Here is an 18,403-nt window from a genome sequence, read left to right on the forward strand (position 1 = left end):
GGTTTCGCGCGCCTTCCCACGCGCGGTTTCGCGCGCCTTCCCACGCGCGGTCCCGCGCGCCTTCCCACGCGTGCACGCACGCCGTGCGCACCCGCCCCGAGGAGCCGACGGGGGCAGGATGCCGGGATGGGCATCCCTGCCGTCCCGGCGCTGCCGGCCGAGGACCACGTCTGCGCACCCTGCGGGCTGGGCTACGCCGACCTCGACGTCGCCGCGGCGGCCGCGGAGGTCGCGGCGGTGCCCGGACTCGCCCGGGCCGCTGTCGCGGGCCGCCCTGACCCGGAGCTGCGCCGCCGTCCGGGGCCGGGCACCTGGTGCGCCGCGGAGTACCTGTGCCACCTGCGGGACGTGTACGTCACCAGCACGATCCGGCTGCACCGCGCCCGCACCGAGGACCTGCCGGTGGTCGAGCCGATGCTCAACGACCTACGGGCCCGCCGCTTCCGGTACGCCGGCCGCGACGTGCCGGCGGTGCTGGACGAGCTCGCCGCCGCGGTCGCCGGGGTGGGTGACGAGGTGCGCCGGGTGGCGGCCGACGGCTGGGACCGGCGCGTCGTCCGGCAGCCCGGTGAGGAGCGGACGGCACGCTGGCTGCTCCGGCACGCCGCCCACGAGGGCCGGCACCACCTCGGCGACCTCACCGCGGTGCTCAGAGCTGCGCGGCCACCAGCGGCTCGAGGGTGAGCTCGGGGCTGCGCTGCTGCAGCGTGCGCAGGTCCCACTTGTCGCGGAACAGCGCCAGCAGCTCGCCGTCCTCGCGCTCCATGACCTCCACGCCGCGGGACGCCCCGACGGCCGGCGCCGAGGCGGCGTCGGTGCGCACCGCGATCGTGTAGGAGAGGTGGTCCAGCTCGACCGGCGCGCCGAACTCGTTCTCCATCCGGTGCTGGGCGACCTCGAACTGCATCGGCCCGACGACGGCGAGCACCGGGGCCTGGTCGCCGCGGCGGTCCGAGCGCAGGATCTGCGCGACGCCCTCGGAGCCCAGCTGGCCGATGCCCCGTCGGAACTGCTTGAACGTGGCGCTCGTGCGGGCTCGCATCACCGCGAAGTGCTCCGGCGCGAACGTCGTCAGCGGCGGGAAGGCCACCTTGGACTCGACGTACAGCGAGTCGCCGACGCTCAGCGCGTTGGCGTTGACCAGCCCCACGACGTCGCCGGGGTAGGCGACGTCGACGCTCTCCCGGTCGCGGCCGAACACGTGCTGGGCGTACTTGGTGGCGAACGGGCGGCCGGTGGTCGAGTGGGTGACCACCATGCCGCGCTCGAAGACGCCCGAGCAGATCCGGATGTAGGCCAGCCGGTCGCGGTGCGCGGCGTCCATGCCGGACTGGACCTTGAAGACGAACGCGCTGAACGGGTCGTCCAGCTTGCGCACCGCACCGTCGGCGTCCGGGCGGCCGGACGGCGGGGGCGCGAGGTCGACCAGCACGTCGAGCAGCGCACCGACGCCGAAGTTGGACACCGCCGAGGCGAAGATGACCGGCGTGGTCTCCCCGGCCAGGAAGCGCTCCTGGTCGTGGTCGGCCTCGGTGGCGTCGAGCAGCTCGCCCTCCTCGACCGCCTGGTCCCAGACGTCACCCTCGCGGGCGGCCGCGGCCGAGGCCGGCAGCACCTCCTCGGGGGCGATGGTCGCGCCACCGGCGGTCCGGGTGAACCGGTGGTAGGTGCCGTCGCGGCGGTCCAGCACGCCGCGGAAGTCACCGGCGATGCCGACCGGCCAGGTGAGCGGGGTGGGCACCAGGCCGGTGCGCTCGCTGACCTCGTCCATCAGCTCGAGCGCGTCCTTGCCCGGCCGGTCCCACTTGTTCACCACGGTGATCACCGGGATGCCGCGGTGCCGGCAGACGGCGAACAGCTTCATCGTCTGCGCCTCGAGGCCCTTGGCGGCGTCGATGAGCATCACCGCGGCGTCGACGGCGGTCAGCACCCGGTAGGTGTCCTCGGAGAAGTCCGCGTGCCCGGGGGTGTCGAGCAGGTTGACCACCGCGTCGCGGTACTCGAACTGCAGCGCCGCGGAGGTGATGGAGATGCCGCGGGCCTTCTCCATGTCCATCCAGTCCGACACCGTGCCGCGCCGGCCGGCCTTGCCGTGCACCGCGCCGGCCTGGCCGATCACCCGCGCGTGCAGCGCGAGGGCCTCGGTCAGGGTGGACTTGCCGGCGTCCGGGTGGCTGATGACGGCGAAGGTGCGCCGCCGCGCCGCCTGCGGGAGCACCTCGGCCGCGACGGTGCTCGGAGGGCTGCTCATGGACGTGCGGGATCTCCTCGGGTGGGGCCGGTGTACCCGTCGACTGTACGGCGGGTGCCGGTCAGAAGTAGTCGAGCAACTGGGCCCGCGGCCCGCTCGACAGCAGGTCCAACGCCGCCGGGTCGCCGTTTCCTCCCGCCAGGCCGGCCTGCGCGGCGGCCCGGCCGGTGGCGGCGCCGCAGTACAGGACGGCGAAGCCCCGCACGTCCAGCGTCAGGTCGGGCTCGGCCGCCGTCCGGGTCAGCGCGCCGGCGCCGTCGGCGACCGCCAGCTCCCAGGTCCCGTCGTTCCACGGCGCCAGCACGTCGGTCAGCCGGAAGGCGACCCGGCCCCGCACGTGCGCCGGCCAGCCCCGCGTGGCGACGGCGCGGACCACGTCGACCGGCCGGTGCATCCACGCCTCGCCCGAGCGCCGCTCGGCCCGCTCCAACGGCAGGACCTGGGAGACCGGGTCGCCGAGCAGCAGCGGCACCCGCACGGTGCGGGTGACGGTGCGCCAGCCGGCCAGCACGCCGACGAGCGCCCGGGCGGTCGCCGGGTCGCGGGCCACCAGGGTGCCGACGTCCAGGTGCCCCTCGGGTCCGTAGCCGCGGCCCCGGCCGTAGAGCAGCGCGCCGGTGAGCTCGCCGCCCACCTCGGCGAGGGTGACCGCGTCGACGCCGCGCGGCAGCGGGGTGTCCGGCGGGTCGAGCTCGAAGAAGCCGCCGCGCCGGGTCAGCAGGCCGTCGCGCACCCGGGCGACCTGCTCGTAGAGGTCGGTCACCCGGGGCAGGTCGGCCGCGCCGCCCGGGCCGAGCTGCACCGCGCCGGTGTCCCGCGGCCCGGGCAGCCCCGCGACGTCGAGGTGGACGGCGTCCAGCGTGCCGCCGACCTCCCAGCCGGCGGCGCGGTACACGGCCGACACCGTCGGGTGCAGCGTGCTGATCGCCGCACCCCGCTCGCGGGCGTGCGCCAGCAGCGCGCCCAGCAGCGTCCGGGCCACGCCGCCACCCCGGCTCTCCGGCCGGACGGCGACCCCGCTGACCCCCGAGGAGACCACCCGGCGGCCACCCCACCAGTGCTCGTGCGGCAGGTCGGTGATCTTGCCGACCAGCCGGCCGGCGTCGTCGAAGGCGCCCAGCCGGGTGACGCCGGGGACCTCGCGCAGCGCGGACGCCGGGGCCTCCTCGGGGCCGCCGAACGCCAGCCGGCCGAGCTCCCACGCGGCGGCCAGCTCGTCGGCGCGCACCGGGCGGACCTGCAGGCTCACGCGGCGACCTCGCCGGCGCCGACCTCCGCCTCGGCCGGTGCCCCGGCGGGCACCGGGGTGCGCCGGAGCACCAGCCAGGCGGCCACCGCCAGCAGCCCGGCCGCGGCGGCGCCCAGCGCGGGCACCACGAACGCGGTCTCGGCGCCCCACTCGTCGACCGCCGTCCCGGCCAGCGCGGAGCCCGCGGTGAGCCCCACGGTGAGCCCGGTCGACGTCCAGGTCAGGCCCTCGGTCAGCGAGGCGCGCGGCACCCGCGACTCCACCACCGACATGCCCGACACCAGCACCGGGGCGATGGCCAGCCCGGCGACGAAGGCGATGACGACCAGCGCCGGCAGCGAGCCGACCAGCAGCAGCGCCTGGGCGGCGACGGCGAAGAGCACGGTGGCCGCGAGGAAGCGGGTGGCCAGCGAGCCGGGCAGCCGGGCGATGCCGTAGGCCAGCCCCGCGACCAGGCTGCCCGCGGCGTAGGCGGACAGCGCGACCCCCGCGGCGGCGGGCCGGCCCTCGTGCTCGGCGAACCCGACGACGACGACGTCCATGGCACCGAAGACGGTGCCGACGGCGAGGTAGGTGATGCCGATCGCGACCAGCCCCGGGGTGAGCACCCGGGTGCGCACGCGCGGCTCGCCGGCCACCCGCCGGGCGACCGGCGGCGCGGTGGACTCCTGGCGGGAGAGCACCAGGGCGCCCACGACGCCGATGAGCATGCCGGTGAGGAAGCCCAGCGGCGGGGCGATGAGCGCGGCGAGGAAGGTGACCGCCGGCGGCGCCACCACGAAGACGACCTCGTCGGCGACGGACTCGAAGGCGAAGGCGGTCTGCCGCTGCTCGGGCCGGGCCAGGGCGTTGGCCCAGCGGCTGCGGACCACGGACCCGACGTTGGCCGCGGTGAGGCCGGCCAGCGCGGCCAGGGCGAACCAGGTCCAGTGCGGCGCGTCGGTCACCACGGCGGCGACGAAGGCCAGCCCGATGACGAGGGACAGCACGGCGGTCAGCCGCAGCACCGGGCCCTGCCCGACGCGGTCCATCGCCCGGGCCCACTGCGGGCTGCCGACGGCGAAGCAGAGCGACAGGGTGCCGGCGACCGCGCCGGCGAGGGCGTAGCTGCCGCTCTCGCCCTGCACGAGCAGGACCGAGCCCAGCCCGGCGGTCGACATCGGCACCCGGGCCAGCAGGCCCGCGGAGGAGAACGCACGGGTGCCCGGGACGGTGAACAGATCGGTGTACGGGGTGAGGACGGTGCGGGGTGACACAGCTGCTTCTCGCGCTTCCTGGCCACAGGCGAGTGCGGGGATGCCCGCCGGACCCTCGGGTGGCTCCCCGACCGTAACAGCGGAGGGCCCTTGTTCGCGGCTGCGTTCCCCGGCCGGCGCCATCCGTGCCGCCGTCGCACTACATTCGGCCTGTGACGACTCCCAGCCCGCTCCCCGACCCCCGGGTCCGCCCGCAGGTGGGCGCCGTGCCCGCGGGATCCGGCGGACTGGTCGACCGGCACGGCCGGGTCGCCACCGACCTGCGGGTGTCGCTGACCGACCGCTGCAACCTGCGCTGCACCTACTGCATGCCGCCCGAGGGCCTACAGTGGCTCCCCAAGGTCGAGCAGCTCACCGACGAGGAGGTCGTCCGGCTGGTCCGGATCGGCGTCGAGCAGCTCGGCATCCGGGAGGTCCGGTTCACCGGCGGTGAGCCGCTGCTGCGCCCCGGCCTGCCCGGCATCGTGGCTGCGACGACGGCGCTGGCCCCCCGCCCGGAGGTCTCGCTGACCACGAACGCGGTCGGGCTGTCGCGGATGGCGCCGGCGCTGGCCGCCGCCGGGCTGGACCGGATCAACGTCAGCCTGGACACCCTGGACCGCGAGCGGTTCAAGCAGCTGACGTACCGCGACCGGCTGCCCGACGTGCTCGCCGGTCTCAAGGCGGCGAAGGACGCCGGGCTGACCCCGGTGAAGATCAACACGGTGCTGCTGCGCGGGATCAACGAGGACGACGCCGTCCCGCTGCTGGAGTACTGCCTGGAGCACGGCTACGAGCTGCGCTTCATCGAGCAGATGCCGCTGGACGCCCACCACGCCTGGACCCGCGGCGAGATGGTCACCGCCGAGGACATCCTGGCCCGGCTCACCGCCAGCCACACGCTGGTGCCCGACGTCGAGGAGCGCGGCGCCGCCCCGGCCGAGCGCTGGCTGGTCGACGGCACCGGCCTGACCGTGGGCGTCATCGCCTCGGTCACCCGGTCGTTCTGCGGCGCCTGCGACCGCACCCGGCTCACCGCCGACGGGCAGATCCGCAACTGCCTCTTCGCCCGCGAGGAGTCCGACCTGCGCACCGCGCTGCGCGAGGGCGCCGGGGACGCGGAGATCGCCGACCGCTGGCGGATCGCCACGCTGTCCAAGCTGCCCGGGCACGGCATCGACGACCCGAGCTTCCTGCAGCCGTCCCGGCCGATGTCGGCGATCGGTGGCTGACGGCGTGACCGCCCCGACCGTGACCGTGCGCTACTTCGCCGGGGCCCGCGCCGCCGTCGGCGTGGACACCGAGACCCGGGAGGCCGGCACGCTCCAGGAGCTGGTCGGCCAGCTCGTCGACGCCCACGGCGAGCGGCTGGAGCGGGTGCTCACCGCCTGCTCGTTCCTGGTCGACGGAACCACCACCCGCGACCGCGCGTTGGTGCTGACGCCCGGCTCGGTGGTGGACGTCCTGCCGCCGTTCGCCGGAGGCTGACAGCCTCGGGAGCATCGCAGCGAGGAACGAGCGAGGAGCGGACCGAGGCGCGGAAGCCGACCCAGGGACATCGAGGGTGAGGAGGGCGAGATGAGCCTGTTCGGGAAGGCCAAGGCCAAGGCGGAGGAGCTGCTCGGCCACGCCGAGGAGGTCTACGGCCAGTCGCACGGCGATGCCGCGGCGACGCTGGACGGCGAGGCGCGCCGGCTGGAGGGCGAGGCCGAGGAGGAGCAGGCGGAGCGCACGGCCCGCCGCGACGACGACGGCCTGGCGGGTTCCGGGGTCCGCTGACCCCGCGCGCCGGTCACCTCACGGGCAGGCGACCCACTCCTCCTCGCCGTCGGTGAACACCTGGCGCTTCCAGATCGGCAGCCGGGCCTTCACCTCGTCGACCAGCTCGGCGCAGGCGGCGAAGGCCTGACCGCGGTGCGCCGCGCTCACCGCGCAGGCCAGCGCGACGTCGCCGATGGCGAGCAGCCCGACGCGGTGCGAGACGGCGACCGCCTGCACGTCGGGGCGGGCGGCGAACTCGGCGGCGATCTCGGCGATCAGCTCGGGCGCGGTGGGGTGGCCGACGTACTCCAGCTCGGTCACCGACCGCCCGCCGTCGTGGTCGCGGACGACCCCGGAGAAGGAGACGACCGCGCCGGCGGCCTCGTCCGCGACGGCGGCCTCGTGCTCGGCGACCGACAGCGGTTCCCCGGTGACCCGGGCCAGCAGGGTGTCCACGGCGCGACGGTACCCGCGGCTCAGCGCTGCGGGGGCTGGTCGGGTGGTGATGCGGGTGGCACGTCCAGGTCGGTCGGGTCGGCCAGCCCGGTGCAGTCGACCTCCACGACGTCGTGGGCGGCGAGGTAGCGGCGGGCGCCCTCGTCGCCGGTCGCGGTCGCGGCCACCCCGGCCCAGTGGTCGCGGCCCAGCAGCACGGGGTGCCCGCGGACGCCGTCGTACGCGGCGACGGCGAGCGCGTCGGGGGCCGCGTGCTCGGCCATCCGGTCCAGCGCCGCCGGCGTCATGCCCGGCATGTCGACCAGCTGCACCAGCACGGCGTCGACCCGGCCCGGCCAGCCGCGCAGCCCGTCGAGCCCGGTGCGCAGGCTGGAGGCCATCCCGGTCTCCCAGTCGGCGTTGGCCAGGACGACAGCTTCGGAGAGGTCGGCCCGGCGCCACACGTCCACGGCCTGCGCGCCGAGCACGACCAGCACCGGGTCGCAGACCGCGGCCGCCGTCCGGACCGCCCGCTCCACCAGCAGGCTGCCCCCGTACTCGACCAGCGCCTTCGGCATGCCGTAGCGGCGTCCACCGCCGGCGGCGAGCACCAGCCCGGCGACCGGCACGTCCGACGTCACGCCTGCCCCACGCCGGGCCGGGCGGCGAGCGCCGCGCGGACGAAGTCCGCCGTCCGGTCGGCGAGGCCGTCGGCGAGGTCGGCCCCGGTCGAGGAGAGCAGCTGCATGCCCAGGCCGCGGAGCATGCCCAGCAGCACCGCCGCGGTGGCGGCCGGGTCGGCGTCCGCCCGGACCGACCCGTCGGCGGCGCCGTCGGCCACGTAGCGGGCCAGGTCGGCGCGGAAGGCCGTGTCCCGCTCGGCGAACAGCGGCCCGAGCACCGGGTCCGCGGCGACCGACTCCGCCCACAACAGCAGGAACGCCCCGGTCGCCGGCCCGCGGCTGCGCAGCTGGTCGAGGTAGGCGTGCACCACGCCGGCGAGCCGGTCCAGCGCGTTGCCGGGCACCTCCGGGACGTCGAAGCGCTGGGCGTGCCGGACGACGGCGTCCAGCAGCTGCTCCCGGCTGCCGAAGTGGCTGTGCACGATCCCGCGGCTGTAGCCGGCCTCCCGGCCGACCTCGCCCAGGGTGACCGCCCGCGAGCCCCTCTGCGCGATCAGCCGGACCGCGGCGGCGATGACGCGCCGTTCGGTCTCCGCGCGCCGCTCCTGCTGCGTCCGCCGCCCGTCCTGCTCCACCACGGGGGTCACTGTGCCATCGACCGCCCTCGTCCTCCGTGGGTACTTGCTTGCGTGCATGCAAGCAAGTACCATCGAGGGCAGCCGCAGGTCACCCCGACCCGCGCAGAGGGGACAGCCATGACGCAGCCCGATCGAGACCCCCGCTCCCCGTCCCCGCGACGGCCGGTGCCGGCCGGCGGCGACTGGGGCACCGCGCCGCTCCGCCTGCCGTTGCGCCGTGCGCTCCGCGCGCAGGGGCGGCGTGCGGAGCTCTGAACCCGTCGTCAGCGGGCGTAGACGGCCACCTCGGAGGCCTTGACCGACGCCCAGACCGCGGCGCCCGGCGCCAGGCCGAGCTCGGCGAAGGCGGTGGCGGTGACGTCGGCGGTCAGCGGCACCTCACCGGCGAGGTCGCAGCGCACAACCGAGCCGTGCGGGGTCGCCGACACCAGCTGCAGCGGCCAGACGTTGCGCGGGCTGCCCGCCGGGCGCTCCAGGTACAGCGCCACCGACTCCGGCCGGACGGCGACGAAGACCTCGCCGGCGGCCTCCTCGGCCACCGCCACCACCCCGCCGCCGTCCAGGGCGACCTGCTGGCCGGCGCCGGTGCCCGGCAGCAGCACCAGCCCGACCAGCCGGGCGACGTAGTCGGTGCGCGGCCGGCGGGCGACGTCGGCCGGCGTGCCCGCCTGGACGACCCGGCCCTCCTCCACCACCACCACCCGGTCGGCCAGCGCCATCGCGTCGACCGGGTCGTGGGTGACCAGCACCGCGCTGCCGGCGTAGTGGGCGAGGTGCCGGTGCAGCTCGGCACGGACGGTGAGCCGGGTGCGCGCATCGAGGGCGGACAGCGGCTCGTCGAGCAGCAGCACCCGCGGGTCGCCGACCAGCGCCCGGGCCAGCGCGGCCCGCTGCGCCTGGCCCCCGGACAGCTCGCCGGGGCGCCGGTCGCCGAGGCCGGCCAGCCCCACCCGGTCCAGCCACTGACCCGCCGCCGCCCGGGCCGCCGGCCGCCGCACCCCCCGGGTGCGCAACCCGAAGGCGACGTTCTCGGTCACCGACAGGTGCGGGAAGAGCAGGTGGTCCTGGAAGACCATGCCCAGCGCCCGCCGGTGGGCCGGGACGTGCCGGTCGGCGGAGTCCCAGGTCTGGTCGCCGTCCACCACCACCTGGCCGCCGTCCGGGGCGAGGAGGCCGGCCAGCACCCGCAGCAGCGTGGACTTCCCGGCGCCGTTGGGGCCGAGCACGGCGAGCACCTCGCCGTCCGCGACGTCCAGCGCGACGTCCAGGGCCAGCGACCCGCGCCGGACGACGACGTGCGCGGCCAGGCTCATGCCACCCCGCCCTGTCCGGCGCCCCGCCCCAGCCACCGGCCGCGGAGCAGCAGCAGGGTGGCCAGCGAGACCGCCAGCAGCACCAGGCTGAGCACGATCGCGGCGTCCGGGTCGCGCTGCAGGGCCAGGTAGACCGCGAGCGGCATGGTCTGCGTCGTCCCGGGGAAGTTGCCGGCGAAGGTGATGGTCGCGCCGAACTCGCCGAGCGCCCGGGCCCAGCAGAGCACCGCGCCGGCCGCGACGCCGGGCGCGACCAGCGGCAGGGTGACCCGGCGGAACGTCGTCCAGCGGTCGGCGCCGAGGGTGGCGGCGGCGTCCTCGAAGCGGGCGTCGGCGGCCCGCAGCGCGCCCTCCACGCTGATCACCAGGAACGGCATGGCCACGAACGTCTCGGCCACCACGACCGCGGCGGTGGTGAACGGCAGGCTCAGGCCGGTCGTCTCGTACAGCCACCGGCCGACCAGCCCCTGCCGGCCGAGCACCAGGAACAGCGCGACCCCGCCAACCACCGGCGGCAGCACGAGCGGCACCGTGACCAGCGCCCGCAGCAGCGACCGGCCGCGGATCCGGGACCGGGCCAGCACCCAGGCCAGCGGGACGCCGAGCAGCAGCGAGACGACGGTGGCCAGGGTCGCCGAGACCAGCGACAGCCGCAGGGCCTCGCCGACCCCCGGCCGGGTCAGCTGCGGGCCGAGGTCGCCCCAGGGCGCGCGGACCACCAGCCCGACCAGCGGCAGCACCAGGAACGCCACGCCCAGCAGCGCCGGGACCAGCAGCGGTGCCGGGACGCCGGCGTCCCGGCGCCTCACGGACGCGCGAAGCCGGCCGCGGCCAGGGCGTCCTGGCCCGCCTCGGAGGTGACCAGCTGGACGAAGGCCAGCGCACCGGCCGGGTTGGGTGCCGCGGTGAGCGTGCAGATGGCGTAGCCGTTGACCGCATCGGCGGCCTCGGGGAACTCGATCCCCTCCACCGCGTCGCCGGCGGCCTGCACGTCGGTGCGGTAGACCAGCGCCGCGTCGACCTCGCCGAGCTGCACCTTGGTGAGCGCGGCCCGGACGTCCTCCTCCAGGGTGTCCGGCGCGGCGGTGAGCCCGGCGGCGTCGAACACCTCCTCGGTGGCGGCGCCGCAGGGCACCTCGGCCGCGCACAGCGCGATGGTCCGCGCGGGGTCGGCGAGGTCCGCCAGGTCGGTGATGCCGCCGGGGTTGCCCGGCGGGACGGCGATCTCGAGGGTGTTGGTGGCGAACAGCGTCGGCGCCCGGGACACCAGCTCGTCGTTGGTGACGACGTCCATCTGGTCGGTGTCGGCGGAGGCGTAGACGTCGGCCGGGGCACCCTGGGTCAGCTGGGCGGCCAGCGCGGAGCTGCCCGCGAAGTTGAAGCGCACCGCCAGGCCGGGGTGGTCGTCCTCCAGCCGGGCGCCGAGGTCGGTGAAGACGTCGGTGAGCGAGGCGGCCGCGAAGACGGTGACGGTGCCGCTGAGCTCGTCGTCCGCGCCGTCGTCGCCTGACCCGCACCCCGCGAGCGCCAGGACGGCCACCGCGGCCGCGGCGAATCGCCGCCTCACGGCACGTCCACGCTGACCTGCGTCGCCTTGACCGTCGCGACCGCGCGGACGCCCGGCTCCAGTCCCAGCTCGTCGGCGGCCTCCCGGGACATCAGCGAGACCAGCCGGAACGGCCCGGCCTGCAGCTCGACCTGGGCCATCACCGTGTCGCGGACGACGCGGGTGACGATGCCGGTGAGCCGGTTGCGGGCCGAGGACGACCGGGTGGCGCCCGGCTGCGGGGCGGCGTGCAGCTCCGTGGCGACCCGGGCGAGGTCGGCGCCGTCCACGGTCGTCGGGCCGGCCTCGCGGACCGCGGGCAGCCGGTCGCTGTCGATCCAGCGGCGGACCGTGTCGTCGCTCACGCCGAGCAGCGCGGCGGCCTCGGCGATCCGGTAGGAGGTGGGCACGACCGGCACCTTAGTACCGCACCTGCGGACGCCGAGCCCGCGATCCGCCCGCATCCTCGGAACCCCCGGGGCGAACATGGCCATCTCCGCCCGCTGCGGCGCGGCGATTATGGCCATCTCCGGCGTTGCCCGCAGGGCCGATGCGGTGCCGTTTGTCGATCTCGGGGCCCGGGCAGACGGCGTTGGTGACAGCGACCGAGCAGCGCTCCGCGGACCCGACGACGAAGGCGGGCGGCTCGGCGTCCGTGCGCACCCGCCGCATCCGGGAGACCGCCCGCGAGGTGCTGGGCTACACCGAGTTCCGCCCCGGCCAGGAGGAGGCGATGAAGTCCGTCGCCGCCGGCCGGGACACCCTCGCCGTGCTGCCGTCCGGGGCCGGCAAGTCCGCCGTCTACACCGTCGCCGGGCTGCTGCTGGACGGTCCGGTGGTGGTCGTCTCCCCGCTCATCGCCCTGCAGCGCGACCAGGTGCAGCGGCTCGAGGAGCTGGGCGAGGACGCCGTCGGCCGGGCCGCGGTGCTCAACTCCGGGCTGTCGGCGCTGGAGCACCAGGCCGTGCTGGACGGCATGCGTGACGGAACAGTCCGCTACTGCTTCCTGGCGCCCGAGCAGCTGGCGAAGAACGAGGTCGTCGAGGCGATCCGGACGTCGGCCCCGGCGCTGTTCGTGGTGGACGAGGCGCACTGCGTCTCCGCCTGGGGCCACGACTTCCGCCCCGACTACCTGCGGCTCGGCGGCGTCGTGCAGCAGCTGGGCCACCCGACCGTGCTCGCCCTGACCGCCACCGCCGCTCCCCCGGTGCGCGCCGAGATCGTCGAGCGGCTCGCCATGGCCGAGCCCGAGGTGGTCGTCGCCGGCTTCGACCGGCCGGAGATCCGGCTCGAGGTGGAGCGGCACGCCGACGCCCACGGCAAGCACACCGCCGTCCTGGACCGGGTCACCGCGCTGGCCGCCGACGGCATGGGCATCCTCTACAGCGCCACCCGCCGGGGCACCGAGGAGTTCGCCGAGGAGCTCACCGCGCGCGGCCTGCGGGCCCGGGCGTACCACGCGGGGCTGAAGAAGAGCGACCGCGACGAGGTGCAGCGGGCCTACATGGACGGCGAGCTGGACGTCGTCGTGGCGACCACCGCCTTCGGCATGGGCATCGACAAGCCGGAGACCCGGTTCGTGGTGCACGCCGAACCGGCCGACTCGGTGGACAGCTACTACCAGGAGGTCGGCCGGGCCGGGCGGGACGGCGAGCCGGCGGTCGCCGTCCTGGTCTACCGGCAGGAGGACCTCGGCATCCGGAAGTTCTTCGCCGCCGGGGCGCCGGCGGAGGAGGAGCTGCAGCAGGTGGCCGGGCTGGTGCGGGCCGGCGTCGCCAGCGGCATGGACGGCGTCGACGTCCGGGACCTGCGCGAGGAGACCGGCCTGCCCGCGACCCCGATCGTGCGGGACCTCAACCTGCTGGAGCAGGCCGGCGCCGTCGTGCTGGACGACGAGGGCTCGGCGGCCCCCGCGCCGGACGGCCCGGCACCCGGCGAGGCCGCCGCGGCCGCGCGCCTGCTGGCGGAGCACCACGTCCGGGTAGACGAGAGCCGGATCGAGATGATGCGCGGCTACGCCGAGACCACCGGCTGCCGGCGCCAGTTCCTGCTCGGCTACTTCGGCGAGGAGCTCGCCGAGCCGTGCGGCAACTGCGACACCTGCAGCTCGGGGTCGGCCTACGAGCACGCCGAGCCGGTCGTGGACGGCGCCCACCCGTTCGCCGTCGACACCGCGGTGCAGCACACCGAGTGGGGCCCGGGGATCGTCATGCGGCACGAGGAGGACCGGGTCGTCGTGCTGTTCGAGGAGGTCGGCTACAAGACCCTCGGGCTGCAGGCCGTCCTCGATCACGACCTCCTCCGCGAGCGCGCCGGCTGACCACGTGTCAAGGATCGGCGAACATCTGTGGACAAGCCTCTGACCTGCGGATACAGCTGGTCGTGTCGCGCCTGACGCGCTAGGATACGTACAGGTGTTCGAAGCGGTCGGGAGGTGTCGTGGGCGAGTTGCAGTCGGCCGTGGACGCCCTTGCCGCCGAGGACCTCACGCACCTGTTCGGCCCGGCGCTGCTGGAGCGGCTCGGGCCGTTGCTGGCGCTGCAGAACCGGCTCGCGGCCGAAGTCGCCCGCACGGTCCGGCAGTGCGAACTGACCGGGGCGGCAGAGCACGACGGGCTGAAGTCCATGGCCGCCTGGCTGCGCGGGCACGCCCACCTGTCGACGGCTGAGGCGGCGCGGGTGGTGCGGACCGGGCGGGCACTGGAGCACCTGCCGGCCACGGCGGCGGCGTTCGCCGACGGCGCGCTGACCGCGGGTCAGGTGGCGACTATCGCCCCGATCGCGGGCGAGGCGGAACGGGCGGCGGCCGAGGCGCAGGGAGTGGACCTCGGTGCCGTCGACCAGGCGCTGACCGAGGTCGCGCAAGGGCCGGCGCACGAGCGGCTGGCGCAGGCCGTCCACCACTACCTCGAAGCGCTTCACCCCGACGGCACCGAACCGGACCCGACCGAGGGACGCCGGTTGTCGGTCGCCCGGCATGCCGACGGGTCCGTCACCGGGCGGTTCGACCTCGACGCCGTCGGTGGGGAGAAGGTGCAGGCCGCGATCGAGTCCATCGTGCAGGCCAACCGCCCGCTGGGGGATGACCGGACCAGGTTGCAGCAGAACGCCGATGCCCTGGTCCAGTTATGTGACAACCAGCTCGCCGCCGGGAGCCTGCCGACGTTGCGGACGGTCAAGCCGCACGTCGTCCTCGGGCTGGATCTGGACGACGCCGTCGACCAGAGCACCGGCCCGGGTGCCGCCCGGACCGGGTTCGGCGCGCAGATCTCGGCCGCCCGGGCGCGGTGGCTGGCCTGCGACGCCAGCATCTCCCGGATCGTGATGGGCCCCGACGGGGTGCCGCTGGAGCTGGGGCGGGACCACCGGGTGGTCACCCCGGGCCTGCGCAAGGCCGTCGTCCGAAGGGACGGCAGCTGCGTGTTCGCCGGCTGCGGCGCCCCGCACTGGTGGTGCGACGTCCACCACCTCGTCCACTGGCTGCACGGCGGCGAGACCAGCCTGGCCAACTCCGGGCTGCTCTGCGAACGGCACCACACGAAGGTCCACCACGGGTTCCGCGTCGAACGACGACCCGGCGGCCGGTGGCGCACCTGGCGACCCGACGGCACCGAGATCCTGATCGGCACACCCCTGCGCGTCTGAGTCACCTCCGGGTGATCTGCCGCGCTCGACCTGCGGGAGGACGGACCAGCCTTGATCATCGAGTGGGGACCGGGCCGCTACGGAGCCCGGCCGAGAGGAGTGCGCGCGTGAAGGTCCTGGGCATCAACGCCATCTACCACGACCCGGCGGCGGCCCTCGTCGTCGACGGGGAGGTCGTGGCCGCGGCCGAGGAGGAGCGGTTCAGCCGGCGCAAGCACGGCAAGCGCCCGCTGCCGTGGAGCGCCTGGGAGCTGCCCGAGCTGTCCGCCGCCTGGTGCCTGCGCGAGGCCGGGATCCGCCCCGAGGAGCTCGACGCCGTCGCCTACTCCTTCGACCCGGCGCTGATGGCCACCCCCGAGGGCTCCGGCCTGTTCGACGACGGCGACGTCATGCGCAAGAAGTACGCCGAGATGGCGCCGGACTTCCTCGCCCACGCGCTGCCCGGGCTCGACCCGGCGAAGGTCCGCTTCGTCAAGCACCACGTCGCGCACGCCGCCTCGGCCGGTCTGGCCGCCCCGGGGCACGGCGGCCGGCGGGACAACTCCGTGCTCGTGCTCGACGGCCGCGGCGAGGCGCACAGCCACCTCGCCGGCCGCTACGTCGACGGCCGGCTCGAGGTGCTCGCCGGGCAGGCGCTGCCGCACTCGCTGGGCCTGATGTACGAGGACCTCACCGACCACCTCGGCTTCCTGCGCAGCTCCGACGAGTTCAAGGTCATGGCGATGGCCTCCTACGGCAAGCCGCGCTTCGTCGGCGACCTGGCCGACCTCGTCCGGGCCACCGACGACGGCGGCTTCCGCACCGAGAAGATCGACTTCACCGAGTTCGCCCCGCGCCTGGGCAAGGACGAGCCGTGGACCGAGGCGCACGCCGACCTCGCCGCCAGCGTCCAGCAGCGCCTCGAGGAGGTGCTCGTCGACCTGGCCCGCTGGGTGCACGAGCAGACCGGCGACCGCGTGCTCACCCTGGCCGGCGGCACCGCACTGAACTGCGTGGCCAACACCCGGATCCTGGCCGAGAGCCCGTTCGAGCAGGTCTGGGTCCAGCCGGCCGCCGGGGACGCCGGCACCGCCCTGGGCGCGGCCCTGCACGTCGCCCGCGAGCTCGGCGAAGACACCCAGCCGATGCCCGGCGCTGCGCTCGGCCGCGGCTGGAGCGACGACGAGATCGAGCGGGTCCTGCAGACGGCGGCGATCGACTACGAGCGCCCGGACGACGTCGCCGAGGCGGTGGCCGAGGTGCTCGCCGACAACGGCATCGTCGCCTGGTTCCAGGGCCGCAGCGAGTACGGCCCGCGCGCCCTCGGGCACCGGTCGCTGATGGCGCACCCCGGCTACGAGGCCAACCTCGAGCGGATGAACGACGTCAAGGGCCGCGAGCAGTTCCGCCCGGTGGCGCCGATGGTGCTGCTGGAGAAGGCACCGGAGATCTTCAGCCGCGGGCCGATCCCCTCCCCGTACATGCTCTTCGTGCACGACGTCGCGCCGGAGTGGAAGTCCCGCATCCCGACCGTCACCCACGTCGACGGCACCGCGCGGATCCAGACCATCGACCCGGAGTCCGACGCCCTCGTGCACCGGATGATCTCGGCGTTCGAGCGGCGCACCGGCATCCCGGTGGTGGTCAACACCAGCCTGAACACCGCCGGCCGGCCGATGGTGGACGACCCGAAGGACGCGCTGGAGTGCTTCGGGTCGGCCCCGGTCGACCTGCTGGCGATCGGCCCGTTCGTCGTCCGCCGGCCGAAGGCGACGCCCCGGCCGTCCTGAGCCCCACCGGTCCCGGTAACGCTTCGGCATACCTTCCCGGGCAGCCGTTTCCAGGATCAGGCGGTGGGCAATGCATGTGCGCTCGCTGAGCAGACAACGGGCGCGATGACATGGAGGACGCACATGTCCACTGCAGATCTCCCCGGGGCCGGCAAGCGCGGCTGGCCACAGCTCCTCGCTCTGGTGTTCGGCGTGGTCTACCTGCTGATCGGGATCGTCGGGTTCTTCATCACCGGCTTCGGCGACTTCTTCGGCAACGACAACGGCGGGTCCATGACCCACACGGACACCCTGCTCGGGTTCATGATCAACCCGATGCACAACGTCGTGCACATCCTCATCGGTGCGGCGGGCATCGCGCTGTCCCGCACGCTCCGGGGCGCCCGCACGTACGGCCTGCTGCTGCTGGTCGGCTACGGCGCCGCCTTCGTCTACGGCCTGATCGCCATCGACAAGGACTGGGACTTCCTCAACCTGAACTGGGCCGACAACATCCTGCACCTGGTGACCGCCCTGATCGGAGCGGTGATCGCCTTCGGGCCGGTCAGGACCGTGGCCACCGGACGCGGCCCGGACGTCTCCCTGCGCACCCGCTGACACCACCCGCGCACCACCCGACCGCCCCGGACGCCGCCGGCATCCGGGGCGGTCGCACGTCCGCACCCCGCTGAGGCGTGCGTCACGTCCGGCGCTACGGTCGCCGCCATGGACTTCACCCTCTCCGCCAAGGCCGAGGACGTCAGTGGCCGGATGTGGGACTTCATGCGGGAGCAGGTCTTCCCCGCTGAGCCCGTCTACGACGAGTGGCGTGCCGCCCGCGGCCACGACGACCACGCCCACCCCCCGGTGCTGGAGGACCTCAAGGCCGAGGCGCGGCGGCGCGGCCTGTGGAACCTCTTCCACCACGAGCTCGGCGGTATGACAAACCTCGAGTACGCCTCGATCGCCGAGATCATGGGCTGGTCGCCGGTGATCGCGCCGGAGGTGACCAACTGCGGGGCCCCGGACACCGGGAACATGGAGACGCTCATGCTCTTCGGCACCGAGGAGCAGAAGAGCCGCTGGCTGACCCCATTGCTGGAGGGCGAGATCCGCTCCGGCTTCGCGATGACCGAGCCGGACGTCGCCAGTTCCGACGCCCGCAACATCCAGACCTCGATCGTCCGGGACGGCGACGAGTACGTCATCAACGGCCGGAAGTGGTGGACCAGCGGCGCCGCCGACGAGCGCTGCGAGATCTTCATCGTGATGGGCAAGACCGACCCCGACGGCGCGCCGCACCGCCAGCAGTCGATGGTGCTGGTGCCCCGCGACACCCCGGGCCTGGAGATCGTCCGGCACCTGCCGGTCTTCGGCTACCAGGACCAGCACGGGCACTCCGAGCTGCGGTTCACCGACGTCCGGGTGCCGGTGACCAACATCCTCTCCGGCGAGGGCGACGGCTTCATGATCGCCCAGGCCCGGCTCGGCCCGGGCCGCATCCACCACTGCATGCGCGCCATCGGGATGGCCGAGCGGGCGCTGGCGCTGATGGTGGAGCGGGCCAAGGCGCGGGTCGCCTTCGGCCGCCCGCTGGCCGAGCAGGGCACCGTCCGGGAGTCCATCGCGCTGTCCCGGATCGAGATCGACCAGGCGCGGCTGTACGTGCTGCAGACCGCCGACCTCATCGACCGGTTCGGCGCCAAGGGCGCGAAGACCGAGATCTCGGCGATCAAGGTCGCCGCACCGCGGGTCGCCCTCGACGTCATCGACCGCGCCATCCAGTTGCACGGCGGCGCCGGGGTCAGCGGCGACACCGTGCTGGCCCGCTTCTACGCCAGCGCCCGCACGTTGCGCATCGTCGACGGCCCGGACGCGGTGCACATCCGCGGCGTCGCCAAGGAGGAGCTCGCCCGGCTGCGGCCGTTCAGCGGCTGACCGGGCCGGCCGGCGCGGCCC

General features: G+C 75.1%; 19 protein-coding genes and 1 pseudogene. 9 read left to right on the forward strand and 11 right to left on the reverse strand.

Translation table 11 applies throughout. The annotated features are described in order from the left end of the window. Positions 1-126 precede the first annotated feature (126 nt). On the forward strand, positions 127-684 hold the full coding sequence (locus HL054_RS16165; RefSeq protein ID WP_369140047.1) for a DinB family protein: 558 nt from the start codon (positions 127-129) through the stop codon (positions 682-684). Here the strand turns inward: HL054_RS16165 and HL054_RS16170 are convergent. The 3 genes from HL054_RS16170 to HL054_RS16180 form a co-directional block, all read right to left on the reverse strand. Next, complete coding sequence (locus HL054_RS16170) at positions 650-2,251, reverse strand: peptide chain release factor 3 (protein ID WP_369140048.1); 1,602 nt, start codon at positions 2,249-2,251, stop codon at positions 650-652. The genes HL054_RS16165 and HL054_RS16170 overlap by 35 nt on opposite strands. Before the next feature lie 61 nt (positions 2,252-2,312). Next, positions 2,313-3,500: a GNAT family N-acetyltransferase gene (locus HL054_RS16175; protein ID WP_369140049.1), complete on the reverse strand. Its 1,188-nt coding sequence runs from the start codon at positions 3,498-3,500 to the stop codon at positions 2,313-2,315. Further along, positions 3,497-4,756 carry an MFS transporter gene (locus tag HL054_RS16180; protein WP_369140050.1) on the reverse strand — a complete coding sequence of 420 codons (1,260 nt, stop codon included), beginning with the start codon at positions 4,754-4,756 and terminating at the stop codon, positions 3,497-3,499. The genes HL054_RS16175 and HL054_RS16180 overlap by 4 nt, the downstream gene beginning before the upstream one ends. A 152-nt stretch (positions 4,757-4,908) precedes the next feature. On the opposite strand from HL054_RS16180, the gene moaA reads away from it, so the two are divergent. From moaA to HL054_RS16195, 3 genes are all read left to right on the forward strand, one after another. Beyond that, positions 4,909-5,967, forward strand: a complete 1,059-nt coding sequence (gene moaA, locus HL054_RS16185; RefSeq protein WP_369140051.1) for a GTP 3',8-cyclase MoaA — start codon at positions 4,909-4,911, stop codon at positions 5,965-5,967. A 4-nt stretch (positions 5,968-5,971) separates the two neighbouring features. Further along, positions 5,972-6,223, forward strand: coding sequence for a MoaD/ThiS family protein (locus HL054_RS16190; protein ID WP_369140052.1), 252 nt, complete (start codon positions 5,972-5,974; stop codon positions 6,221-6,223). Between the two features lie 90 nt (positions 6,224-6,313). After that, the gene (locus HL054_RS16195; protein ID WP_369140053.1) at positions 6,314-6,514 is read left to right on the forward strand and encodes a hypothetical protein; all 201 of its coding nucleotides are present in this window, start codon (positions 6,314-6,316) and stop codon (positions 6,512-6,514) included. 18 nt (positions 6,515-6,532) lie between these two features. On the opposite strand, the gene HL054_RS16200 is transcribed toward HL054_RS16195, so the two are convergent. The 8 genes and pseudogenes from HL054_RS16200 to HL054_RS16230 all read right to left on the reverse strand — a co-directional run bounded on the left by HL054_RS16200 (position 6,533) and on the right by HL054_RS16230 (position 11,461). Next, positions 6,533-6,952: a molybdenum cofactor biosynthesis protein MoaE gene (locus tag HL054_RS16200; protein ID WP_369140054.1), complete on the reverse strand. Its 420-nt coding sequence runs from the start codon at positions 6,950-6,952 to the stop codon at positions 6,533-6,535. Positions 6,953-6,972: 20 nt separating this feature from the next. Beyond that, entirely contained in the window at positions 6,973-7,572 is a 600-nt protein-coding gene (locus HL054_RS16205; RefSeq protein WP_369140055.1) for a nucleotidyltransferase family protein, read from the reverse strand. Further along, complete coding sequence (locus HL054_RS16210; RefSeq protein WP_369140056.1) at positions 7,569-8,192, reverse strand: TetR/AcrR family transcriptional regulator; 624 nt, start codon at positions 8,190-8,192, stop codon at positions 7,569-7,571. Before HL054_RS16210 ends, HL054_RS16205 begins: the two co-directional genes overlap by 4 nt. A gap of 263 nt (positions 8,193-8,455) precedes the next feature. Beyond that, on the reverse strand, positions 8,456-8,911 hold the full coding sequence (locus HL054_RS22345; protein ID WP_440347951.1) for a TOBE domain-containing protein: 456 nt from the start codon (positions 8,909-8,911) through the stop codon (positions 8,456-8,458). A 120-nt stretch (positions 8,912-9,031) separates the two neighbouring features. Continuing rightward, positions 9,032-9,472, reverse strand: a pseudogene (locus HL054_RS22350) (ATP-binding cassette domain-containing protein); the annotation flags it as partial. A gap of 29 nt (positions 9,473-9,501) precedes the next feature. Beyond that, positions 9,502-10,314, reverse strand: a complete 813-nt coding sequence (locus HL054_RS16220; RefSeq protein ID WP_369140058.1) for an ABC transporter permease — start codon at positions 10,312-10,314, stop codon at positions 9,502-9,504. Beyond that, positions 10,311-11,072, reverse strand: a complete 762-nt coding sequence (gene modA, locus HL054_RS16225) for a molybdate ABC transporter substrate-binding protein (RefSeq protein WP_369140059.1) — start codon at positions 11,070-11,072, stop codon at positions 10,311-10,313. The genes HL054_RS16220 and modA overlap by 4 nt, the downstream gene beginning before the upstream one ends. Continuing rightward, a complete protein-coding gene (locus HL054_RS16230; protein WP_369140060.1) occupies positions 11,069-11,461 on the reverse strand; it encodes a TOBE domain-containing protein in 393 nt (130 codons plus the stop codon). The genes modA and HL054_RS16230 overlap by 4 nt, the downstream gene beginning before the upstream one ends. 185 nt (positions 11,462-11,646) lie before the next feature. Between HL054_RS16230 and HL054_RS16235 the strand changes: the two genes are divergently transcribed. The 5 genes from HL054_RS16235 to HL054_RS16255 all read left to right on the forward strand — a co-directional run bounded on the left by HL054_RS16235 (position 11,647) and on the right by HL054_RS16255 (position 18,382). Continuing rightward, on the forward strand, positions 11,647-13,371 hold the full coding sequence (locus tag HL054_RS16235) for a RecQ family ATP-dependent DNA helicase (protein ID WP_369140062.1): 1,725 nt from the start codon (positions 11,647-11,649) through the stop codon (positions 13,369-13,371). Between the two features lie 119 nt (positions 13,372-13,490). After that, on the forward strand, positions 13,491-14,696 hold the full coding sequence (locus HL054_RS16240; RefSeq protein WP_369140063.1) for an HNH endonuclease signature motif containing protein: 1,206 nt from the start codon (positions 13,491-13,493) through the stop codon (positions 14,694-14,696). A 107-nt stretch (positions 14,697-14,803) separates the two neighbouring features. Then, positions 14,804-16,465 (forward strand): carbamoyltransferase family protein, encoded by a 1,662-nt coding sequence (locus HL054_RS16245; protein ID WP_369140064.1) that lies wholly within the window; start codon positions 14,804-14,806, stop codon positions 16,463-16,465. A 123-nt stretch (positions 16,466-16,588) separates the two neighbouring features. Next, positions 16,589-17,062 (forward strand): DUF4383 domain-containing protein, encoded by a 474-nt coding sequence (locus HL054_RS16250; RefSeq protein WP_369140065.1) that lies wholly within the window; start codon positions 16,589-16,591, stop codon positions 17,060-17,062. A 108-nt stretch (positions 17,063-17,170) separates the two neighbouring features. Further along, positions 17,171-18,382 carry an acyl-CoA dehydrogenase family protein gene (locus HL054_RS16255; protein ID WP_369140066.1) on the forward strand — a complete coding sequence of 404 codons (1,212 nt, stop codon included), beginning with the start codon at positions 17,171-17,173 and terminating at the stop codon, positions 18,380-18,382. Positions 18,383-18,403 lie beyond the last annotated feature (21 nt).

This window comes from Modestobacter versicolor, from assembly GCF_041028285.1.
Lineage (GTDB): Bacteria > Actinomycetota > Actinomycetes > Mycobacteriales > Geodermatophilaceae > Modestobacter > Modestobacter versicolor_A.